At 68.7% G+C, this 20933-nt stretch carries 18 protein-coding genes; 10 read left to right on the top strand and 8 right to left on the bottom strand.

The features are described from left to right. The first annotated feature begins 1 nt into the window (after window position 1). On the top strand, window positions 2-466 hold the full coding sequence (locus IPG63_04385) for a DUF2269 domain-containing protein (GenBank protein ID MBK6726491.1): 465 nt from the start codon (window positions 2-4) through the stop codon (window positions 464-466). Window positions 467-491: 25 nt separating this feature from the next. Here the strand turns inward: IPG63_04385 and IPG63_04380 are convergent, their stop codons facing one another. Beyond that, window positions 492-3002, bottom strand: a complete 2511-nt coding sequence (locus IPG63_04380) for a hypothetical protein (GenBank protein ID MBK6726490.1) — start codon at window positions 3000-3002, stop codon at window positions 492-494. 131 nt (window positions 3003-3133) lie between these two features. Between IPG63_04380 and IPG63_04375 the strand changes: the two genes are divergently transcribed. From IPG63_04375 to IPG63_04360, 4 genes are all read left to right on the top strand, one after another. Continuing rightward, window positions 3134-4264, top strand: coding sequence for a hypothetical protein (locus IPG63_04375; GenBank protein MBK6726489.1), 1131 nt, complete (start codon window positions 3134-3136; stop codon window positions 4262-4264). Between the two features lie 10 nt (window positions 4265-4274). Next, window positions 4275-5345, top strand: coding sequence for a hypothetical protein (locus IPG63_04370; GenBank protein ID MBK6726488.1), 1071 nt, complete (start codon window positions 4275-4277; stop codon window positions 5343-5345). A gap of 69 nt (window positions 5346-5414) precedes the next feature. Next, window positions 5415-5990 (top strand): sigma-70 family RNA polymerase sigma factor, encoded by a 576-nt coding sequence (locus IPG63_04365; protein MBK6726487.1) that lies wholly within the window; start codon window positions 5415-5417, stop codon window positions 5988-5990. Continuing rightward, on the top strand, window positions 5974-8544 hold the full coding sequence (locus tag IPG63_04360; GenBank protein MBK6726486.1) for a protein kinase: 2571 nt from the start codon (window positions 5974-5976) through the stop codon (window positions 8542-8544). Before IPG63_04365 ends, IPG63_04360 begins: the two co-directional genes overlap by 17 nt. Here the strand turns inward: IPG63_04360 and IPG63_04355 are convergent. Then, window positions 8541-9926 (bottom strand): PLDc N-terminal domain-containing protein, encoded by a 1386-nt coding sequence (locus IPG63_04355; protein ID MBK6726485.1) that lies wholly within the window; start codon window positions 9924-9926, stop codon window positions 8541-8543. The genes IPG63_04360 and IPG63_04355 overlap by 4 nt on opposite strands. 142 nt (window positions 9927-10068) lie before the next feature. Between IPG63_04355 and IPG63_04350 the strand changes: the two genes are divergently transcribed. The 5 genes from IPG63_04350 (at window position 10069) to IPG63_04330 (ending at window position 13020) form a co-directional block, all read left to right on the top strand. Next, complete coding sequence (locus IPG63_04350; protein ID MBK6726484.1) at window positions 10069-10257, top strand: hypothetical protein; 189 nt, start codon at window positions 10069-10071, stop codon at window positions 10255-10257. A 39-nt stretch (window positions 10258-10296) separates the two neighbouring features. Beyond that, a complete protein-coding gene (locus IPG63_04345) occupies window positions 10297-10380 on the top strand; it encodes a hypothetical protein (GenBank protein MBK6726483.1) in 84 nt (27 codons plus the stop codon). A gap of 171 nt (window positions 10381-10551) precedes the next feature. Further along, window positions 10552-10749 carry a hypothetical protein gene (locus tag IPG63_04340; GenBank protein ID MBK6726482.1) on the top strand — a complete coding sequence of 66 codons (198 nt, stop codon included), beginning with the start codon at window positions 10552-10554 and terminating at the stop codon, window positions 10747-10749. 72 nt (window positions 10750-10821) lie between these two features. After that, on the top strand, window positions 10822-12411 hold the full coding sequence (locus tag IPG63_04335) for a proprotein convertase P-domain-containing protein (protein ID MBK6726481.1): 1590 nt from the start codon (window positions 10822-10824) through the stop codon (window positions 12409-12411). Between the two features lie 189 nt (window positions 12412-12600). Then, window positions 12601-13020, top strand: a complete 420-nt coding sequence (locus IPG63_04330; protein ID MBK6726480.1) for a type II toxin-antitoxin system RelE/ParE family toxin — start codon at window positions 12601-12603, stop codon at window positions 13018-13020. A 320-nt stretch (window positions 13021-13340) separates the two neighbouring features. On the opposite strand, the gene IPG63_04325 is transcribed toward IPG63_04330, so the two are convergent. From IPG63_04325 to IPG63_04300, 6 genes are read right to left on the bottom strand one after another with little or no spacing between them, the layout of a single operon-like run. Then, entirely contained in the window at window positions 13341-16928 is a 3588-nt protein-coding gene (locus IPG63_04325) for a PAS domain-containing protein (GenBank protein MBK6726479.1), read from the bottom strand. After that, window positions 16925-18478, bottom strand: a complete 1554-nt coding sequence (locus tag IPG63_04320; protein MBK6726478.1) for a PAS domain-containing protein — start codon at window positions 18476-18478, stop codon at window positions 16925-16927. The genes IPG63_04325 and IPG63_04320 overlap by 4 nt, the downstream gene beginning before the upstream one ends. Continuing rightward, complete coding sequence (locus IPG63_04315; GenBank protein MBK6726477.1) at window positions 18471-19547, bottom strand: cobalamin-dependent protein; 1077 nt, start codon at window positions 19545-19547, stop codon at window positions 18471-18473. Before IPG63_04315 ends, IPG63_04320 begins: the two co-directional genes overlap by 8 nt. A 24-nt stretch (window positions 19548-19571) precedes the next feature. Continuing rightward, a complete protein-coding gene (locus IPG63_04310) occupies window positions 19572-19961 on the bottom strand; it encodes a response regulator (protein MBK6726476.1) in 390 nt (129 codons plus the stop codon). 45 nt (window positions 19962-20006) lie between these two features. Continuing rightward, complete coding sequence (locus IPG63_04305) at window positions 20007-20486, bottom strand: response regulator (protein MBK6726475.1); 480 nt, start codon at window positions 20484-20486, stop codon at window positions 20007-20009. A 14-nt stretch (window positions 20487-20500) separates the two neighbouring features. Then, a complete protein-coding gene (locus IPG63_04300; GenBank protein ID MBK6726474.1) occupies window positions 20501-20674 on the bottom strand; it encodes a hypothetical protein in 174 nt (57 codons plus the stop codon). Window positions 20675-20933: the final 259 nt, after the last annotated feature.

Genomic DNA, 20933 nt, shown 5'->3' with positions numbered 1-20933 from the left:
AATGGATTACCTGACGATCAAGTGGCTGCACATCCTGGCCTCGACGCTGGTGTTCGGGACCGGGCTTGGCATCGCCTTCTTCTGCTGGATCGCGCATCGCGGCGGCGACCCGCGCGTGATCGCCGCGACCGCACGCACGGTGGTGATTGCCGATGCCTGCTTCACCGCGCCGGCGGTGCTGACGCAACTGCTGACCGGGCTATGGCTGATGCACACGCTCGGACTGCCGTACACGCAGCTGTGGATCGCGCTGGCGCTGGCCCTGTTCGTGCTCATCGGCCTGTGCTGGCTGCCGGTGCTGTGGCTGCAATGGCGCGCGGCTCGCCTCGCTGCCGACGCGCTCGCGAGCGGCACGCCGCTGCCGGCCGAGTACCACCGCGTCATGCGCTGGTGGTTCTGGCTCGGCTGGCCGGCGTTCCTTGCGGTACTCGCGATCTTCTGGCTGATGGTGATGAAGCCGGTGTAGCGGTCGTCGGCGGTCGTCGAGGCACCTATTCGAAGCCGTCGCCGAACAGGGTCGGGCTGTCGATGCCGAAGATCTCGTCGTAGATCGCGAGGCCGCCGTTCTGGCCGGACTGCGGCGGCGTGAAGCTCGACAGCATGGCGCCGCTGGCGATGTCGGCGCGCACCACGCGGTTGCTCACGATGCCGGCGGTCCAGAACGAGGTGCCGTCGGGGTCGAGATTGAGCGCGAACAGGCCACTGTTGTCGTTCTCGCCCAGGCTCTCGCGCGAATACTCGCGCAGGATGTCGCCCTCGCGGTCGAGGCGATACACGCGGTGCCGGCACGCGACCATCACCTCGCCATTGGGGCGACGCCGCAGCGCGAAGCAGGGTGCCTCGAGTCCGCTCGCCAGCACCGGCAACGGGCTGCGCGTGCACAGGTTGTAGCGGCGGATGGCGTCGTCTTCGGAGGTGTAATAGAGCGTGCACTGGTCGGCATCGAGGTCGATCCAGTCGGTGCCGCGCGTGCCGGTCGGAACCACGAAGGTGTCGAGCCAGTTGCCATGGCGGTCGAACTTCTGGATTGGCACCAAAGTGTCGGGCGACGGCGTCGTGATCAGGCCGGCATGGCCGACGTAGACATTGCCGGCCTGGTCGAACACGCAGGACTCGGCATAGATCGCGGAAGGCTTGGGTGCCGCGAAGTTGGCCGCCAGCACCGCGCCGTCATGCCCGAAGCGGATCAGGTCGCTGGCGACCGCGGTATCGAAGCGCGTGGCCGGGATGTCGCCATTCGGCGCGAAGCACATACCGGTGGTACTCAGCGGAGCGCCCGAGTCGAACACCCAGGTGTCGAGCAGGATGCCGTCGGTGGTGAAGCGACGGATGCGCCCGCCACCGGCCATCAGCACGTAGCGCGTGCCGGCGGCGATCTCCTCGCTGGTGATGGTGACGGCGCGGGTCGGGTCGCCGATCACGCCGTTGCCGGCAGCGACGTCGACGAACGCGCCGCGCCGGAAGTTCATCGTGAATTGCTCGTTGGCCTCGAGCACGGTATCGCCATGGATGGTCACCGGCACCGTCAGCTCGGTTTGGCCGGGCGCGAAGTTCAGGAACAGGTACGGGTCGCCGCTGAAGTCGGCGGGCACGGGGCTGCGCACCGCGCTGCCGTCGCTGAAGCCGGTCACGCGCACGGTGACCGGGAACGGTGCCGGTTCGGACAGGCGCACCGGCAGCTGGTGCTCGACATTGCCGCTGTTGCCCTCGAGCACGCTCAAGGTGTCGAGCAACACGCGTGGCGCCGCCAGCACCGATAACATGCCGCCGCCGAAACGCGTCGCGAAATCGCGTGGCACGTTGGCGACGATCTGGCGCACCGCAGCATCGCTGGACGGCTCCACGCTGGTGTAGCCGATCAGCGGAAACTCGGCGCCGAGTGCGGTCGATACCGCCGGCGCGAAGCGCAGGTCGAGCACGAGCGTGTTCGCGCTGGAGCCAAGTTGCAGGCTGCCCACCGTCAGGCGGTCCGAGGTCTGCGGCGTGTTGCCCCCGAGATCGGCCTGCAGGCGGGCGGTGTTCTGCATGTTGGCGCTGCCGGTGATGGCGAGGCTGCCGTAATCCGGGCCGGCGATCTCACCCGGATCGATGCGACCGCGCACGCTGACGTTCGCCTGCCAGCTGCCGCTGCCGGAGAGCAGGCTGCCTTCGAGCAGCGACGTGGAGTAGCTGGCACCGCCGAGCGCGAGCACGCCGTTCTCCAGGCGCAGGTTGGCGTCGTCATCGAGCGTGCTGGCGTCGTCATCGACCAGATCGAAGCGCGCCGAGTTGTCGGTGATCTGCACGGTCGCGTTGCGCACAGTCGTGGTGCCGCCGCGCAGTTCGACGTTGAGTCGCTTGCTGCCATCGATGCCGTCGAGCGCCAGCGTGCCCGGGCCCTGCACCAGGGTGTCGCCACTGAGCTTCACGAAGGCGGCGCCATTGCTGCTGGCATCCGTGCGATTGAGTGCGGCATCGCCCAGCACGCTGAAGCTGCTGCCTTCGATGCTGAGCAATTCGGCGCTGCCTTCCAGGTCGATGCGATCGGCTGCGGCCGGTGCGTCGAGCACCAGGCTGCCGCGGTTCTCGAAAGCTGCGTAGCGGCCGATCGACGCCGCCGCGGTCAGTTGCGCGCTGGCAGCGGCCGCGACCACCAAGCGCATGCCGCCGCCGATGCCGCCGCCGACAATGGTCTCGACGCGGCCGCCGTTCCACTGCAGCGACTGTTCGACGATCAGGGTTGCGAACTGGTTGGCGGCATGCGACAGCCGCGCGCCGCTGTCGAACTGCAGCGTGGCGATGCTGCGTTCGCCCTGCGGCAGCGTGACCACGCCGGCTTCCAGATGCACGTGGTCGTTCGCACCCGGGGTGCCCACCGGGCTGCCGCTGCCGGTGGCGCAGTCGAGCCAGGCCGAGGCGTCGGTCCAGTTGCCGCTGGCCGCGGTCCAGCGGCAGTCGGCGGCGGTCGCGGCGTTGGCGGCCAGGGTCGACATCAGGCTTGCGCAGATCAGGAGCAGACGCATCGCGGTTTCCTCGGTGGCTTCAGACCGGAATGCATGGCGGCGCCGAAAGCGAACGCGGCGGATGTCGATGCGGCCCGCGTTCGCTTTCGGCGCGTTCGTCCATTCATGACGACGAACCCAAGGAGAGCGCCATGCGATCACGTCTGTTGCTGTTGTCGAGCCTGCTGCTGCCAGCCATCGCGGTCGAGGCCGCGACCTCCTGCGTTTCCACCGTTGCCGGTCTGCAGAGCGCGCTGTCGGAGGCGGAAAACAACGGCGAGGACGATCACATCCTGATCGCTACCGGTACCTACGCACCCGGCACAGGCACGTTCGCCTTCGATTACCGAGCCACCGAAAATCGGAGCCTGCGCTTGACGGGCGGCTACGTCTTGGTTGGCGCAAGTTGCCTGCTGCAAGCGCTGGATCCGGCGCTCACCGTGCTCTCCGGCAGTGGCGCGCGCTCGGTGCTGCGCCTGGCCGGCGACCCCGGCACCAGCGGAAACATCCGCGTCGAGGCCCTGACCATCCGCGATGGCCACTCGACCGAAAGCGGCGGCGGCGGAACGCTCGGCGGCGTCGCCGGATTCAACGGTGACGTGGTCATCGACCGCGTGATCGTGCGCAACAACGACGCCGAGTTGTTCGGTGGTGGACTCAGTGTCAGCACCTCGGGCACGGTCAGCATCAGCAACAGTTTTTTCCTCGCCAACCGCGTCGGTATCGGGCATTCGGCGCTCACCCTGACCCTGAACACGCCGGATGCGGCGCCGAATTTCATCGTCGGCAACACCCTGGTCGCGAATGGCTGCCTGCCCGCCAGCAGCTGCAACTTCGCGCTGCGCGCCGGCAGCGCCAGCGACGCCGAAGTGGTGGTCGCGAACAATGCGTTGGCGTTCAATGGCGGCGACGACGACCTGCGCATCGACGGCCCGCTGGGCCTGTTCCTGTACCGCAACAACTTCGTGGGCCTGTCGACCAACGTCGCGCCCGAGGTGAATGTCGGCAACCTGGCGCTGACCAATCCGGACTTCGTCGATCCCTTCGATGACGACTACCGACTGCTGCCCGAATCGCCGCTGCGCAACGCCGGACACACGCCCTTCGTCCTGACCGACCGCGACCTCGACGGCCTGCCTCGGATCAACGGCGCTGACGTCGACATCGGCGCCTACGAAAGTCGTGTCGAACTGTTCAGTGACGGCTTCGACCAAGACGCTGCGCGTGCCAGACCAGCATTCGGCTTGCACGCGCCGCAAGCATCAACTCCACCTTCGCCTTGAGAAACCCATCATGTCGACGCGTGTTCAACGATTGCGCGCCTGCCTGCTTCTGACCTTAGCGACCACCGCAGTCAAGGCCGCAACCACCTGCGTATCCACTGTCGCCGGACTGCACAACGCGCTGGCCGTGGCTCAAAGCAATGGCGAGGACGATCACATCCTCATCGCTACCGGTACCTACGCACCGAGCACGGGATCCACTGCATTCGAGTACCAAGCCACCGAGAACCACAGCCTGCGCCTGTCCGGGGGCTACGAGCTGGCTGGAGGAAACTGTCTGCTGTCCACTCTGGATTCCGCCCTGACCGTGCTCTCGGGTGGCGGCGTCAGGCCGGTATTGCGATTGGACGGTGCCGCCGGCACCCATGGCGACATCATCATCGAAAGGTTGACGATCCGCTCCGGCCGGTCGATTTGGAGTGGCGGTGGCGGATCGATCGGGACGAATGCCGGATACAGCGGCAACTTGATCATCGACCACGTGATCGTGCGCAACAACGACGCGGAGTATTACGGCGGTGGCCTCAGCGTCGGTAGCTCGGGCACGGTGCACATCAGCAACAGCCTGTTTCTGGCCAATCGCGCCGGCTTCGGGCATGTGGCCCTGAGTCTGACCCTGAACACGCCGGACTCGGCGCTCAACTTCGTGGTCGGCAACACCCTGGTCGCGAATGCCTGCCTGCCCGACAGCAACTGCGAGTTCACCTTTCGCGTGGGTGGCGCCGACGACCCCGAGGTCGTGTTCGCGAACAACGCCTTCGCATTCAACACGAGCGGCGACGACCTGCGGATCGACGGCCCACTCGGTCTGTTCCTCTACCACAACAACTTCGTTGGCCTGTCCAGCAACGTCGAGCCCGAGGCGCAGGTCGGCAATCTGGCCCTCACCAATCCCGAATTCGTCGATCCGTTTGCCGGGGACTATCGGCTGTCGCCAGACTCGCCGCTGCGCGACGCCGGACATACGCCCTTCGTCCTCGGCCGGCGCGACCTCGACGGCCTGCCGCGGGTGAGCGGCAGCGCCGTCGACATCGGCGCCTACGAGAGCCAGGACGAGCTGTTCGGCGATGGCTTCGAATGAACGCGCACACGGCGCAGGTTGGCGGTGCTCGGCTATGCTCGCGGCGGCTTGCAGCGAGGGTGCGGGGCGATGGTCGAATCGACAGCGGCGCAATACACCACGGCCGGTCTGCTGGCGCGCGCGCGCGCCGGCGACGCCTCGGCGCGCGATGCGCTGGTGAGTCGGGTCGAGCCGCTGCTGCGTCGTTTCGCGCAAGGCCGCGTGCCCGAGCTGTTGCGCCACGAGCACGATACCGGCGATCTGGTGCAGCTCACCTGGACGCGCGTGCTGGCGCGGCTCGACGCGATTCAGACGCAGGCGCCGGGCGACTTTTTCGCCTACCTGCGCACAGTGCTGATCAATGCCCTGCGCGAGGCGCTGCGGCGTCGCGAGGGATCGCCGGTGGTCGCGGGCGGTGACGTGGCCGAGGTCGCGGCCGCGGCGCTGCCGGCGCAGCACGTCGATCCGGCCGACTGGATCGCCTACGAGCAGTCGCTGGCGGCGCTGGCGCCCGAGCATCGCGCGCTGGTGCTGATGCGCTTCGAGTTCGGCATGAGTTTCGCCGAGATCGCCGCCGAACTCGGCGAGAGCGCGGACGGCGTGCGCATGAAGCTCAATCGCGCGATCGCGCGCATGGCCGGAGCTGCCGATGACGGCCACGCTTGAGGATCGCGTGCAGGCGCTGGTCGCGCGCCTGGCTGCGGGCGAGGACATCGCTGCCGCGACGCTGCCGCCGGAATTGGTCGAACACCCCGAAGTCGCGCGCCTGCTGCGTCTCGCGCGCGTGTTCGGGCAGCTCGATGCGAATGCCGGCGAAGTGCCGGTGACGCCGCCGACGCCGGAACGGCTCGGGCCCTACCGCCTGCTGCGCCTGATCGGCAGCGGCGGCATGGGCGACGTCTGGCTCGGCGAGCGCGCGGACGGCACCGTGGAGCAGCGTGTCGCGATCAAGCGCGTGCGCGGCAGCATCGCCGCCTTCGCCGAGCGCCTGGCCAGCGAACGCCGCATCCTGGCGCGGCTGTCGCATCCGAACATCGCGCGGTTCATCGACGCCGGGGTCGATGCGCTCGGACAGCCGTGGATGGCGCTCGAACATGTCGACGGCGCCGCGGTGACCGACTGGTGCGCGCGCCACGCGCTGCCGCTGCGCCCGCGCCTGTTGCTGTTCCGCAAGATCTGCGCCGCGGTTGCGCACGCGCACCGGCATCTGGTCGTGCATCGCGACATCAAGCCGGGCAATGTGCTGGTCGACCACGAGGGCGAGCCCAAGCTGCTCGACTTCGGCATCGCCAAGCTGATCGACGGCAGCGGCGGCGGCCCGACCGCGGCGCAGCTGACCATCGCCTACGCCGCGCCCGAGCAGTTGCGGGGTGGCGAGATCTCGACCACGACCGATGTCTACGCGCTCGGGCTGCTGCTGTTCCGTCTGCTTGCCGGCGCGTTGCCCGCCACCCGCGACGGCGCCAATGCCGCTGCGATCCTGGTGCGCATCGACGAGGAGGAACTGCAACTGCCGAGCGAGCGTGCTCGTGCCCGCGCTGCCGAGTTGCCGCATGCACCCGAGGCGCTGCGCGGCGATCTCGATGCGATCGTGTCCAGGGCCCTGCGCGCGCGACCCGAGGACCGCTACGGCTCGGTCATCGAGTTGTCGGACGACATCGGGCGCTACCTCGACGCCTTGCCGGTGCTGGCGCGCACCCCGACCCGGCGCTACCGGCTCGCGCGTTTCGTGCAACGGCACCGTGCCGCGGTCGCGGTGGCGGCGGTGGCCGCGATCGGGCTTGCGCTGCTGGCCGCGACGGCGCTGTGGCAGGCGCGCGTGGCGACCGCGGCGGCCGCGCGCGCCGACCAGGAAGCGACGCGCGCCAATGCCGCCGCCGGGCTCGCCGGCCAGCAGGCGCAGCGCGCCAAACGCGCCTTCGAATTCGTGCTCTCGGTGTTCCTGCAGAGCGACCCGATGCGCCGTGATGCGCGCGGTGTGATCAGCCTCGACGAGGCCTTCGAGGATGCGCTCGCGCGCATCGACCGCGAGTTCAGCGACGAGCCCATGGTCGCCGCCGACCTCAACGACGATTTCGGCGAGATCCTCGCCTCCAAGGGCCGTTTCGACGAGGCGGTGGCGCGCCTGCAGAAGGCGCTTGCGCTCGCCGAACAGGCGCATGGCGCGACCAGCCCGGTGGTTGCGGAGACGCTGCTCAACTTGGCGGTGGTCGAGCAGTACCGCGGCCGCACGCTCGACGGCAAGCCTTACGCGGCACGTGCACTGGCCATCCTGAAACAGCATGCCGACAGCGAGCCGCTCAGTCTCGGCAATGCGCATTTCACCTACGGCGAAGTGCTGAACCAGGAAGGCCGTCGCGCCGAGGCGCTGGTCGAAGCCCAGGCCGGCCTCGCGCTCTATCGCGTGCATCTGCCGGCGGACGACATCCGCCTGCCGATCGCGCTTTACAACATTGCCGCGTCCTTGCAGCACCAACGCCGCTGGATGGATGCGCGTGTGGTGCTCGACGAGGCACTGGCCATTGCCGAGCGCCTGCAGGGCGAACGTTCGGCGGCGTTGCTGCCGGTGCTCGATGTGCAGATCGCAGTCCACGATGCACTCGGCGAACACGCGCGGGCGTTGACGGTGGCCGAACGTGGGCTGGCGATCGCGGCCACGGAATTTCCCGGCAGCCATCCGCGTCATGCCGAGATGCTGGTCGAAGCCGGCGCGCGCCGGGTGCGCAGTGGCGATGCCAGTGGCATGGCCTTGATCGAACGCGGCGTCGCGATGCTCGCCGAACTTGGCAGCCCGAACGAGCTGCACGGCTGGCAGTTGCTGGCCGGAGCCTGGTGGCTGCGCGGCGAGCCCGCAGGCCTGGCCACGGCGACCGAGCGCGGACTCGCGCGTTGCACCGAGCTCGGGCGCATGCACGGCAATGCCTGCCTGCTGCTGCGCGGTTACCGCGCACTCGGCCAGGTGCGGGAAGGCGCGCCCGCAGCCGCGCTGGACACACTGACGCAGGCGCCGGCGCCGACGGATGCCGAGGCCGAACGCAGCGACGGCGTGCAGCTGCTGCGCTGGGCGCGCGCCGAGGCCGAGCTTGCGCTCGGTCGACACGCGGAGGCGCGCGTGGGTATTGCCGGCGTGCTCGCGTATTACGAACACAGCTACAGCCCGCGACATGCCGACGCGCAGCGCCTGCGCGCGCGCCTGGCCGAGATCGACGCGGCCCGCTAAAGTAGCGGTGCCAGCAGCCGTGCCACCGCCGACAGCGTCTCGCGCACGCGGCCGGTTGCGGCAAGACCCGTGGTGGCGCGGGCGCAAGCGTCGTCGAAGAACTGCGCGAGCGTGGCGACGGTCGCCGCATCGTAGGCGACCAGGGTCGATTCGTAATTCAGGAACAGGCTGCGCGCATCGATGTTGGCCGAGCCGAACAGGGCGTAGCGCTGGTCCACCAGCACGAACTTGGCATGCATCATGCCGGGCTCGTAGCGATGCACGCTGGCGCCGGCGCGCTGCGCCTCGCGCTGGTAGCTGCGCGCAACCAGGTCCACCAGCGGGTTGTCGGAACGGCGCGGTACCAGAATGCGCACGTCGATGCCGGAATGCGCCGCGGTCAGCACTGCGTTCAGCACGGTCTCGTCCGGCACAAAGTACGGCGTCGCCAGCCACAGCCGCTGCTGCGCCGCGAAGCAGGCCTTGATCAGTGCCGCCTGCCACAAGTCGTCGGCGTGTTCCGGGCCGGAGGGCAGCACCTGCACCACCGTGTCGCCGGCGGCTGCCGGCACCGGCAGCGGTGCGCCACAGCCGGCGTCGCCGCTGCCGAACTGCCAGTCGCTGCGGCAGATCTCAGCCAGCACCGCTGCCGCCGGGCCGTCCACACGCAGCGACAGGTCGAGCCAGGGGCGATCGCCGCGCCCGAGGTAGACATCGCCGATGTTGCGCCCGCCGGTCCAGGCGCGGGCACCGTCGGCGACCACGATCTTGCGGTGGTTGCGCAGGTTGGCCATGCGCCGCGCCAGCGCATACCAGACCGGCTTGAAGCGCACGATGCGACCGCCGGCGGCGAGGAACGCGCGGCGCGCCGTGCGCAGCTCGCCGAGCGAGCCGATGTCGTCAACCATCAACCGCACCTGTACCCCGCGTCGGGCGGCGGCGGTGAGCGCGGTCATCACCTCGCGGCCGCTGGCGTCGTCGTGGAAGGCGTAGACCAGCACCCACAGCTCGCGCTCGGCCGAGTCGATCACCGCCAGCAGGTCGCTGCGTGCGGCGTCCGGGGTCAGCGCGAAATGCAGCGCATTGCCGAGCGTCGCCGGCGGCACGCCGAACCGCCGCAGCATGCGCTCCAGCGCCGGCGCCGCGGCCGTCGGCATGCAGACCGACTCCGGCAGGTCCGGCGCGCACGGTCGCGGTGCCGGCCGCGGCACCTTGCGGGCGGCGAGCAGCAGGTACAGCAGCAGGCCGAGCACCGGCAGCAACAGCAGCAACGCCACCCAGGCCAGCGTTGCCGCCGGCGCCCGCCGCTCGTGCACCACCTCGAACGCGAGCACCAGCGCCAGCAGCCAGAGCAGCCAGGTCGCGATCGTGGCGAGTTGCAGCAGCAGCGGATCGGTCGGCATCTGGCATCAGCCGTCGGAAGCTTGCGCTAGCGTATCCGCCGCGCCCCTCGGGTTGCGAAATTTCGCAGGCGCGTTTCCGAAACCACCCCGCGCGCGCCGAGTCGCCGTTGCCGATCATCCCGACATGAACCGGGAGACGAGCATGAGCAGCCAGGAATTGTGCGCCACCATGCGCTGGATCGAAGCCGCCCAGGCCGCGTACGTGCGTTGCCTGGAAGCGGCCAACGACCGCGAGGCGGCGGCGCTCGCGATCGTGCTGCGTGCCGCGATCCACGCCAAGACCGAGACGCTGCGCGCGCACATGCGGCAGCGGATCGCGCAGATCGCCTGAGCGCAAGGCACGCCGCTGCCCGCGGAATACCACCGCGTCATGCGCCGGTGGCTCGGGCTCGCCTGGCCGGCGTTCGTGTCGGTGCTCGCCATCTTCTGGCTGATGGTGATGAAGCCGGTGTGAGGGGTCGGCCTGCGTGCTGCGCCGCCTTCTTCAAAGACCGCTGCCGCCGGCCATCTGCGAAATTTCGCAGACCCATTTCCGATTTCGCCTGAGGCGCGCGTGCTGGCCGCGGCGTAGCTTGGGGTCATCGGCAGGGAGAAGGTCATGGACAGTCAGGAGCTTTGCGCAAGCATGCGGTGGCTGGAATCGGCACGCGCCGCGCTGATGCGTTGCGAACAGGCCGCCAACGACGACGAGGCCACGGCGCTGGCGCAAACGCTGCGCGCGGCGATCCACACGCGCACCGAAGCGCTGCGCGCGCACGTTCGGCAACGCATCGATGCGCGCTATCCGGCGGGCCTCGGCTCGGCGATGCCGCAGATGCACTGAGGGCGTGCGCCTGTGCCCAGGTCGCGCAACACGATGTAACCTTCGCCCGCAGCCCTCCTTCGGAGCTTCACCATGATTCGACGCGCGATCGGTTTGCTGTTTGCGGCCACCGGGGCGAGTGCCCTGAGCGCCGGTGCGCCGGGCTTTCCGGGCACCAACACCGGCACCATCCCGGACGGCAATCCGAGCGGGCTGTCGGTGCAGTTCACGGTGTCCGGGCTGTTCCGGCCGGTCGGAAATGTCGGCATCGCGATGGACCTCACGCACAACTGGGCCGGTGACCTGAACGCGACCCTGATCAGCCCCGACGGTCGCGCGCGGCTGCTGGTGTTCGGCCGGCTCGGCGCCAGCCGCTCCTCGAACTTCGGCGACAGTTCCAACTTCGGCGGCAGCTACACCTTCTGGGACTCGGCCACCGTCAACCTGTGGCAGTCTGCCGTCGCGACCGGGGACGCGGCGATCCCGCCCGGCACCTATCGCACCCTGTCCGCGGGTTCGCCCGGTCGCTCCATGCTTGGCGGCTGCCCGACCTCGTTGCGCGGCGTTTTCCAGGGGTTGACGCCGGAACAGGCCAACGGCGTCTGGACCCTGCTGATGGTCGATGCCGCGACCCCGGATGCCGGCAGCATCAATGCCGCAACGCTGTATCTGGACATGGTGCCGGACGGCCTGTTCATCGACGGATTCGAGACCGGGATCTTTCGCACTCCGGAGGCCCCCGATGGCGTGATCACGCCAGTCGATCCGCGCTGTTACAACAAGCCGTTCGCTGATCTGACCGGCGACGGCCTCAGCGACTTCGTGATGGTGCACAACAACGCCGGCAGCGCCGAATGGACGGTGCTGCCGAACAATGGCAATGGCACCGCGGCCGCGGCGCTGCCGGTGTTCACCCTCGGCACGTTCACCAGTTACGTCGATCTATTCGACGTCGACGGCGACCGCATCGCCGACCCTGCGGCGTGGAGTGCCGGCAACTGGATGATCCGGCCGTCTTCGCGTTCCGGCGGCGAGGTCTGGACACGCAGTTTCGGGCAGGCCAGCGACGATCCGAGGAACAGCGGCGATTTCGATGGCGACGCCGTTGACGACCTCACCATTGTGCGGAAGCCGCCATCGGCGCCGCCGGAACTGCACATCTTGAGTTCCTACTATGGCTGGACCTACAACATCGCGCTCGGCGCAGCCGGAACCGCCTACGTGTCCGCCGGCTTCGATCTCAGCGGCGATGCCATGGTTGACGCTTTGGTGCAACGCGGCTCCGGCGGTGCTGGCGACTTCACCATCTACACCGGCTTTGCAAGCGTGTACCAGAACTTCGTGCTCGGCACGCCCAGCGATGTCGTTTGCCCGGGCAATTACAGCGGCGACTTCATTGCCGATACCACAGTGGCCCGCGGTTCGGCTGGAAACATCGCATGGGAGACCCGTGACGGTGGCAGCGGCGTCGTGCAGCCGATCGTGACCTTCGGGCTTTCCGCCTCTGACTTTTCGGTGCTTGGCGACTACGACGGCGATGGCCTCAGCGACTACGCGGTCTGGCGCCCGTCGCCCGGTCCGAGCCAGTTCCTGATGCGCCCAAGCACCAACACCGCCACGTTCTGGGGCGTCACCGCTGGCCTCAATGGCGACTACCCGGTGGCCAATTCCCGCGTGCGTTGATGCGGGCGGGCGAGGCTGTTCCGCGCCGATCCGCGAGAGATTCCGTTCGGTCTGAGTTTGGCGAAGACCGTTTGCGAATACTCGCGAGATTGCAGCGCGTGGCACTCGCCCTTCGACAGGCTCAGGGCTAGCGGGGGCAAGTCCGACGTCAACACAACATTGACCGCACTTCACCTTTAAGTTAACGTCATGCGCCTCAAGATACTGTCCAGTGGAACTTGGAAGGTCCTCGCGGAGGTTGACTCGCATGGCGCCTGCGCGATCGAAGCCGCTCTTGTCCGCTACTCCCAGTCGAAGCAGTATTCGGCGGCGGTCACTGGGCTTCTTGCCTTGTGGGAACGCATTCCGCTGGAAGGTCCGCGGCGGTTGGGAACAGACCTCTATCACCGCGTTGACACCGAACATGACATCTATGAATTCATCAAAGGCAACTTGCGCCTTTACTGCTTCGAGGCGAAGGGCAGACTGGTTGTCTGTTCACACGTGGACAAGAAGTCGACACAGAAGACCAAGGCCCGAGACAAGCAACGGGCGATCGAACTGCGCAAGAGATATCTGAAAGCCGAGGCCGACAAGTTGTTGGAAATTATTGAAGAAAAGGATGAGTGAGCCCGTGGCTACCACCTCGTTGAAGCAAGTGCTAAATGCCGCGCATGAGTCTGGCGCGCTGGACATCGAAGTGGCAAAGCTGGATTTTGCCATCGGCCTGGCACGCTTGCTCGAAGCATCGCAAATGTCTCGCAGTGAACTGGCGAAGGAGCTGCAGGTCAGCTTGCCGATGGTGACCAAGATTCTCCGCGGTGATACGAATCTGACCATTGAAACGATGGTTCGGGCCGTGCGTGCCGCAAGGGGTGCTCTGCAGATCAACGTCGCCCCGGTGATGTCAGCGCCCTTCGACAGGCTCAGGGCGAACGGGCAGCGAGGGATCAAGCCACGTTTGGCTGGTCGAGCACCTGGCGCAGCTTGCGCGCCAGCTCCAGTCGTCGGTAGGGCTTGCCGAGCAGGTGCAGGCCGGGGTCGAGGCGACCCTGGTGCACAATCGCGTTCTCGGTGTAGCCGGAAGTGAACAGCACCTTGAGCTGCGGGTACAGCGACCATGCGGCGTCGGCGAGCTGGCGCCCGTTCATGCCGCCCGGCATCACGATGTCGGTGAACAGCAGGTCGATCTCCGGGTGCGCGCGCAGCAGCGCCAGTGCCTCGACACCGTTGCTTGCCGAAAGCGTGCGGTAGCCGAGTTCCGCGAGTTGGGCGAGCAGGTGCGCGCCGACCAGCACGTCGTCCTCGACCACCAGCAGCAACTCGTTGCCGCGCGGTGCGCGCGCGTCGACGCTGCCGTTCTCAAGCGCCTCGACATTGGCGTGGGCGCGCGGGAAGTACAGCTTGACCGAGGTGCCGTTGCCGGGTTCGCTGTAGATCTTGGCATGGCCGCCCGACTGCTTGGCGAAACCGTAGACCATGGCCAGGCCGAGCCCGCTGCCGCGGCCGACTTCCTTGGTGGTGAAGAAGGGGTCGAAGGCGCGTGCCGCCACTTCCGGGCGCATGCCGGTGCCGGTGTCGGAGACCGAGACCATGACGTACTGGCCGGCGTGCACTTCGACCTGGGCGGCGGCGTAGGCCTCGTCGAGCACCACGTTCGCGGTCTCGATCGTCAGACAGCCGTTGCCTTCCATGGCGTCGCGGGCATTGATGGCGAGATTGAGCACGGCGTTCTCGAGCTGGCCGGGATCGACCTCGGCCGTCCACAAGCCGCCGGCGCGCACCAGTTCGATGCCGATGTTGGCCGGCAGCGTGCGCCGCAGCAACGCGTCCATGCCGGCCAGCTGACGGTTCAGATCGAGCGGCTTCGGTTGCAGCGGCTGGCGCCGTGCGAAGGCGAGCAGGCGCCGGGTCAGCTCGGCGCCGCGCTCGGCGGCGGTAGCGGTCATCTCCGCGAGCATGCGCAGACGGTGCTCGCTGCCGAGTTGCTCGCTGAGCAGTTCGGCGTTGCCGAGGATGACCGTGAGCAGGTTGTTGAAGTCGTGTGCGACGCCACCGGTGAGCTGGCCGACCGCCTCCAGCTTCTGCGCCTGGCGCAGGCCCTCGGCGAGCTGGCGCTGTTCGGTGACGTCGATCATGCTGCCGAGCATGCGCAGCGGCGCGCCGGCCTCGTCGCGGATCACCGAGCCGCGGTCGATGACGATGCGCTCGCTGCCGTCGGCATGCAGGAAGCGGTACTCGGCGCTCCAGTGCGTGCCGCCGGCGTCGATCACTTGCTGCAGTCCGTCGGTTACGCGAGAGCGGTCCTCGTCGTGGATGCGCGCCGCCCACCAGTCGAGGTCGAAGCCGCCGCCGCTCGGGTCGTAGCCGAACTTGCGCTTGAGCACGTCGTTCCACCAGATGCGGCCGCTGCGCATGTCCCAGTCCCAGACCACGTCGTCGGTGACCTCGGCGGCGCGGCGGAAGCGCTCCTCGCTGACGCGCAACTGTTCCTCGCGCGCATGCTCGGCGCCGATGTCGCGCAGGTACACCGCGGCGCCATCGTGCAGCGGGTGCACGCTGATCTCGAGCCAGCGTTGCGTGGGCGTGTGGAACTGCTCGAAGCGCGCCATCTCGCGGTGCTCCAGCGCGTATTCGAGTTCGTTGCGGAACCGACCGTCGGCGGTCTCCGGGATCGCTTCCCACAGCTTGCGATCGAGCAGCGTGTCGCGTGCGCGGCCGAGCATGCGCGCGCCTTCATCGTTGACAAAGGTGAAGCGCCAGTCACGGTCGAAGGTCAGGAAGCCGTCGCGGATGCCTTGCAGCGTCTCCTCCAGGCGCCGCGCCAGCAAGTCGGAGCGGTCGCGTGCCTCGACCAGTTCGCTGATGTCCTGGAACGCACCGTTCACGGCAACGATGTGGCCGTCGCGGTCGTGCTCCGCGGTGCCGGTGGCATGTACCCAGAGGCGGCGCCCGCGGGCGGTGTCCAGCTGCAGCACTTCGTCGTAGGACGTGCCGTCGGTGCAGCAGCGGCGGAACGCGGCTTCCAGGCGGGCGCGGCTGTCGGGCAGGTAGTAGTCGAGCGCCTTCTGCACCGTCGGCACGATGTCGGCAGGTTCATCGAGCAGGGCCGCGATCTCGGGGCTCCAGCTCACCCGCTCCGAGACCAGATCGACGCGCCAGCCGCCAAGCCGGGCGATGCGACCGGCAGTGCGGAGCAACTGCGTTGCCTGGGACAGCTTCGCGTCGGCCTCGACCAGCGCGGTCACGTCCTGGACCACGCCGGTCAGCACGCGCTGGTCACCGCGGCCGGTGATCTCGGCGATGCCGCGCACGTGCACGATGCCGCCATCGTCGCGGATCGCGCGATGGCGGAACTCGAAGTAGCGATCGCCGAGGTCGAGAAAGGCCAGGAACCGCGCCAGCTCGGCGTCGCGTTCGTCGGGGTGGACGCGCGCCACGTACTCGTCGAAGCTGTGCCCGAAACGCTGCGGCGTGGTGCCGTAGATGGCGTAGATGTTGTCGGTCCATACCAGCGTCATGCTGTCGAGCGCGAGCTTCCACACACCGATGCCGAGCAGGCGTTGCGCGATGCGCAGGTTGGCGTCCTGTTCGCGCAGGCGCACGTTTGCGGCCTGCAGTTCGCGCGCGTGCAGCAGCATGTCCAGTGCCGGTGGAGCGGCGTGCTCCGGCACGGGCTGCCCGCCCGCGCCTGGGTCGCCGCTGCGCACGAACTCGGTGATGTCCTCCACCCGCAGGATGATGTGTACGACGCTGCCATCGCTGCGCTTTACCGGGGTCAGCACCGTGCTCCACCAGCACTCCTCGAAGCCGCCGCCGGCGTCGTCCGGGCGCGGGATCGGATAGCGGATCTCGCCGATCACTTCGGTCATGCCATCGTGGCAGACGTCCTGCAGCACGCTGCGCAGCCGCTTCGAGCCGTCGGCACCGGGCGCGTCCGGGAACACCTCGAACAGCGGGTGTCCCAGGATCGAATCGCGCCGCGTGCGGGTGGCGACCAGAAAAGCGTCGCTCGCGGCAATGATCGCGAGGCTGTCCGCTGCGACTACCAGGTACTTGCCCGGCACCGACTCGAACAGCGCGCGGAACTGCGCGGCTGCGGCCTCGGCCTGCTCGCGCCAGCGACGCTCGCGCGCCAGCAGTTCCTCGCGCCCGGCTTCGAGTTCGAGCAGGCGACTGACATCGCGCAGGGTGGCGAGCACCGCCGGAACGCCGCGGAAATCGACCGTATGCCAGCGCACATCGACGCTCATGATCTCGCCGTTGCGCCGGCGCAGCCGCCACACGCCGCCCTCGTAGTAGCCGGTCTCGACCTTGCGCAGGGCCGTCTGCAGCGCGGCCACGTCTTCCGAGGGGCGCAGTTCGGAGATGCGCATCGCCAGCAACTGCTCGCGGTCGTAGCCGAAACTCCGCAGCGCCTGTTCGTTGACTTCGAGGATGCGCAGCGTCGCCCGCTCGAAGACCCACATCGGGTCCGGATGGCTGGCGAATACTTCCGGGTCGGCGAGCAGCTGGGCCCAGGACGGGGTGGGATTCAAGGGCTCTCCTCCGGCATCGATCTGTCGTTTGCTGTGTCACCAGCCGGCTTGGCCGAATCGCAGCGCGGCAGCCGCAGCTGGATGCGGGTGCCGGTCCCGGGCACAGTGCAGATCGCGAGCGTACCGCCACACAGCCTCGCGAAACCGTCGGCCAGGCTCAGACCGAGCCCGGTGGCGCCGTCGCGGGTGCTGAAGAACGGCTCGCGGGCGCGACGCGCGGTTTCGGCGTCCATGCCGGGGCCGTCGTCGGCGACTTCGATGTGTAGCCAGGCCTGCGACTCGGCATCGGTTTCCAGGCCAGTGCAGACGCGGACGCCGCCCCCGTCGGCATCGGCCAGCGCCACAAAGGCATTGTCGAGCAGGGCACCGATGCACTCGCGAAAGCTGCCGCGCTCCATGCGCACCGCCGCGGTTCCGGCCTGCAGCGTCAGTTGCAGGCGCGTGCGCTGCGACGCATCGAGGGTGGCGATGATCGCCCGCAGTTCGTCGTCGACCGACACCGGTTCCATCGACTGCAGCGAAATGCCGGCGTAGGCCATCAGCCGGCGCGTGAGCGTCGCTGCCAGTTCGGTCGCCTGCAGGCCGCGCGCGGCAGCGGCGCGCAGTGGCGCGTTGTCGGCGAGTGCATGCGCCAGCAGTTCGGCATTGCCGAGCGCGACCGCCATCAGGTTGTTCAGGTGCTGCGCCAGCCCGGCGCTGAGATCGTGGATGGCGCGGTGGCGCGCGAGTTCGCGCTGCTGCGCCTCGGCTTGTTCGCGCGGCGCCAGGTCTTCGGCCATGCCAACGAAGCCGGGCGTGGGCGACGTCCTCAGCGGCAGCAGACGGATGTGCAGATGGCGGCGCACGCCGTCGCCGCCGCGGAAATGCGCGCGCAGGTCGAGCGCGTGCGGCTCCTGCTGCAGGCGCAGCCACTGGCGCTGGCGCGCGGCGTGCTCGTCGGCGTCGATGCGCGCGAACCAGACTTGCTGCACACCGACGCCGCTGAGCTGGCTGAAGCGGGCACTGGCCTGTACCACGCGGCCTTCGCCATCGACCTGGAACACGCCCACCGGCAGCGCTTGGTAGAGCACCTGCAACTGCTGGTGGGTGCGCTCCAGGCGCGCATTCAGCTTGACCTGGCGGCGCTCGCTGGCGGCAAGCTCGTTGGTCAGGCGCGCCATCTCCTCGAACGCGCGGTCGTCGTGGCTGGCGGTGGCGACCACCAGCGGTGCGGTGGGTGGCGGCAGGCGTGAGGCAGCGATGGGGGCGAGTGCGGCGAGGCCAGCGCGGTCGCGGGCGATGCAGAGCACGGGTTCGTGGCTGCGGCCGAAGGCGGCGAAATGCAGGGTGTGCGGGCCGCTGCCGGCATCGGCATTGATCGCCCAGTCGAAGGCTGGCTCGCCGTCGCGCGCCGCCGCCAGAAAGCGCGCGTACTTGTCGGCCTCGTCAGCGAGCACGACCGCTTCCACCCGTCCGCCCGCAGCCAGCCCGAGGCCGAGCCCGTCGCAGACCACTTCGGCGATGCGGCCGTCTGCCTCCAGAACCAGCACTGTGCCGGAGGCTTCAGGCATGGCCCGCTCCGCGCGCCGTGAGCCGCGTCGCCGCGTCGATCACGCTGTCGGCATCGTGTGCGAACGCGTCGGCGCCGATCTTGCGCCAGAGCGTGTCCTCGACCAGGAACGGACGTCCGCCGACCAGCACCGGCAGGCCCGCGGTTTCGGGCTGCGCGCGCAACTGGCGGATCAGCTCGGCGACGGCGCCGACGTGAAAGGTCATGGTCGCTGACAGCGCGACCAGGTCCGGCGGGTCAGCCGCCAGCGAGCGCAGCAGGTCGGCGCGCGGCGTGTTGGCGCCCAGGTAGTCGCAGTCCCAGCCGCCCATCTCCAGAAAATCGGCGACCATGCGCAGGCCGAGTTCGTGCAAGTCGCCCTCGACGCAGCAGCACACCGCGCGCGGTCCGTTGCCTGCGCCGTTGGCGGCGAACTGCGGGAAAAAGCGGTTCATCAAGGCCATCGTCGCGGCGGTGGCGAAGTGCTCGTCGGCGACGCCGATGCGGTTCAGCTGCCACAGCCGCCCGATCTCGCGCTGCGAGCGCTGGAACACGTCGAGGTACAGGCGCTGCAGCGGCAGGCCGTCGCGCGTTACTGCGGTCGCGACCAGGTCGGCGGCGGCGCGGCGCTCGCGCAGCAACAACAAATCCAGGAACTGCTGCGCCAGCGCGTCGTGTGGCTGGTCGCCGGCGATGAACGACGGCGGCGTCGCCGGCGCCTGCGGCAGTTGCGCCAACGCCGCTTCGATCGGGGCGGTCATGACCGCGCCGTCGGCGCCGGGAAACTGCTCGCGGATCGCCCATTGCAGCAGGCGCAGATTCTCGGCGAGGTCGGCGACGCGCACGCCGCGCGCCGCCAGCATGGTGCTGGCCCAGGCGATGTAGTCGCTGAACAGCGCCGGCGCCGCATGCGCCACCGCCTCGGCGAGGAAGTCGAGGTGATGGCCGCAGTCGCGCTGGTAGAAGGCACGACCGCGCTCACCGTAGCGCGCAGCGAGTTCGGGATGCCGCGCGTAGTCTTCGGTCATCACCCGGTCGATGATCGCCGTCTTCGCTGCGAGCAATGCGCTGGCGGGTGCCGCGGCGTCCATCGACGGGTCTCCTGTGGGGGGATCTCAGCCGCTGCTGCGCGGCGGTGCGGTCGCCAGGGCGGCGCTCACCTTCTGTGCCAGGTCCTGGAAGCCGTAGGGTTTCTGCAGCATCGGCCAGTCGCGCACGCCGCCGTTGGTGCCGCGGTCGAAGTAGCCGGAGGTGAGCAGCACCGGCAGGTTCGGGCGCAGTTGCCGGACTTGCTCGGCGAGGTCGCGCCCACTCATGCCGCCGGGCATCACCACGTCGGTGAACAGCAGATCGAAGCCGGAGTCTGCGCGCAAGGCGGCGAGGGCTTCGGCGCCGTTGCGCACCGTCGTCACCGTGTAGCCGAGTCCTTGCAGTTGCGCATTCACGTGATCCCTCACCAGATCATTGTCTTCGACCAGCAGAATCCTTGCCGCGCTTTCGCCCATCGCTGCATCCCTTGCCAAACCCCGCATTCCGGGGGTTCGGAGAGCTTACTGCGCGGTCGTGAGCGCGGCGGCAAGCGCCTGCGAACCATTGTGGGGGGAGGCGCCCGCGGCCGCTCCGTGACTGGCCGCGAGTTGGTCGCGACGCCAGGTGACCAGGCGCGAGATGGCCGTCTTGAGCGCGGCTTCGTCCCAGGGCTTCTGCATCATCTCCACCGGGCCGATGCCCTTCACCGCCTCGATCTTCTCCAGGGCGCGCGCGTGCGCGGTGAGCAGCAGCCGCGCCGCGTGCGAATGCATGGCGTTGAGCCGGCGCATGAAGGCGACGCCGTGCATGCCGGGCATCAGGTAGTCGACCACGATCAGGTCGAACTCCCAGACGGCGGCGCGTGCCAGCGCCGCTTCCGGTTGCGCGTAGCACTCGACCTCGGCTTCGCCACCCAGCACTTCGCGCGGCAGGAAATGGATCAACCGCCCGAGCGCGCGCAGCACATTGATGTCGTCGTCCACGAGCAGGATGCGGGGCATGGTCTTCTCCGGGTTCAGTGCTTGCGCTCGCGCGCCGAAGCCGCCAGCGGCATCGTCTGCAGTGGACTGTCGTGGTCATGGCGCGCCTCGCGTGCGGCGGCGAGCGCGGCCTGGATCTGTTCGATCACCTGCGCGCATACGCCGACGGTGCGGATCGGCAGCAGCAACACCTGGGTGATGGCGTTCATGGCGATCTCCTCGCGGACCGGGCCGGCGCCCGTGACGCCTGCGTTGTCCTGATCCTGGCTGCCAGCCTAGGTGCGTCGGCGCTGCTTCGGAATACGTGCGAATGCTTACCGGCCCGGGCGCCGCTGCTGCGGGTTTGGCCTAGACTCCAGCTGTCGCCGTCTGCGGAGCATCCGTGCCTTGCTGTATCCAGAACTGCAAGAGTTGAAGGATCGGGAGCGGCGTTCGCTGCGCGGGCGCGCGCTGCGCATCGCGCTCGCC

Source organism: Lysobacterales bacterium, assembly GCA_016703225.1.
Classification (GTDB): Bacteria; Pseudomonadota; Gammaproteobacteria; order Xanthomonadales; family Ahniellaceae; genus JADKHK01.
Note: the sequence above shows the minus strand (reverse complement) of the source record. Positions and strands in the feature narration are given on the sequence as shown.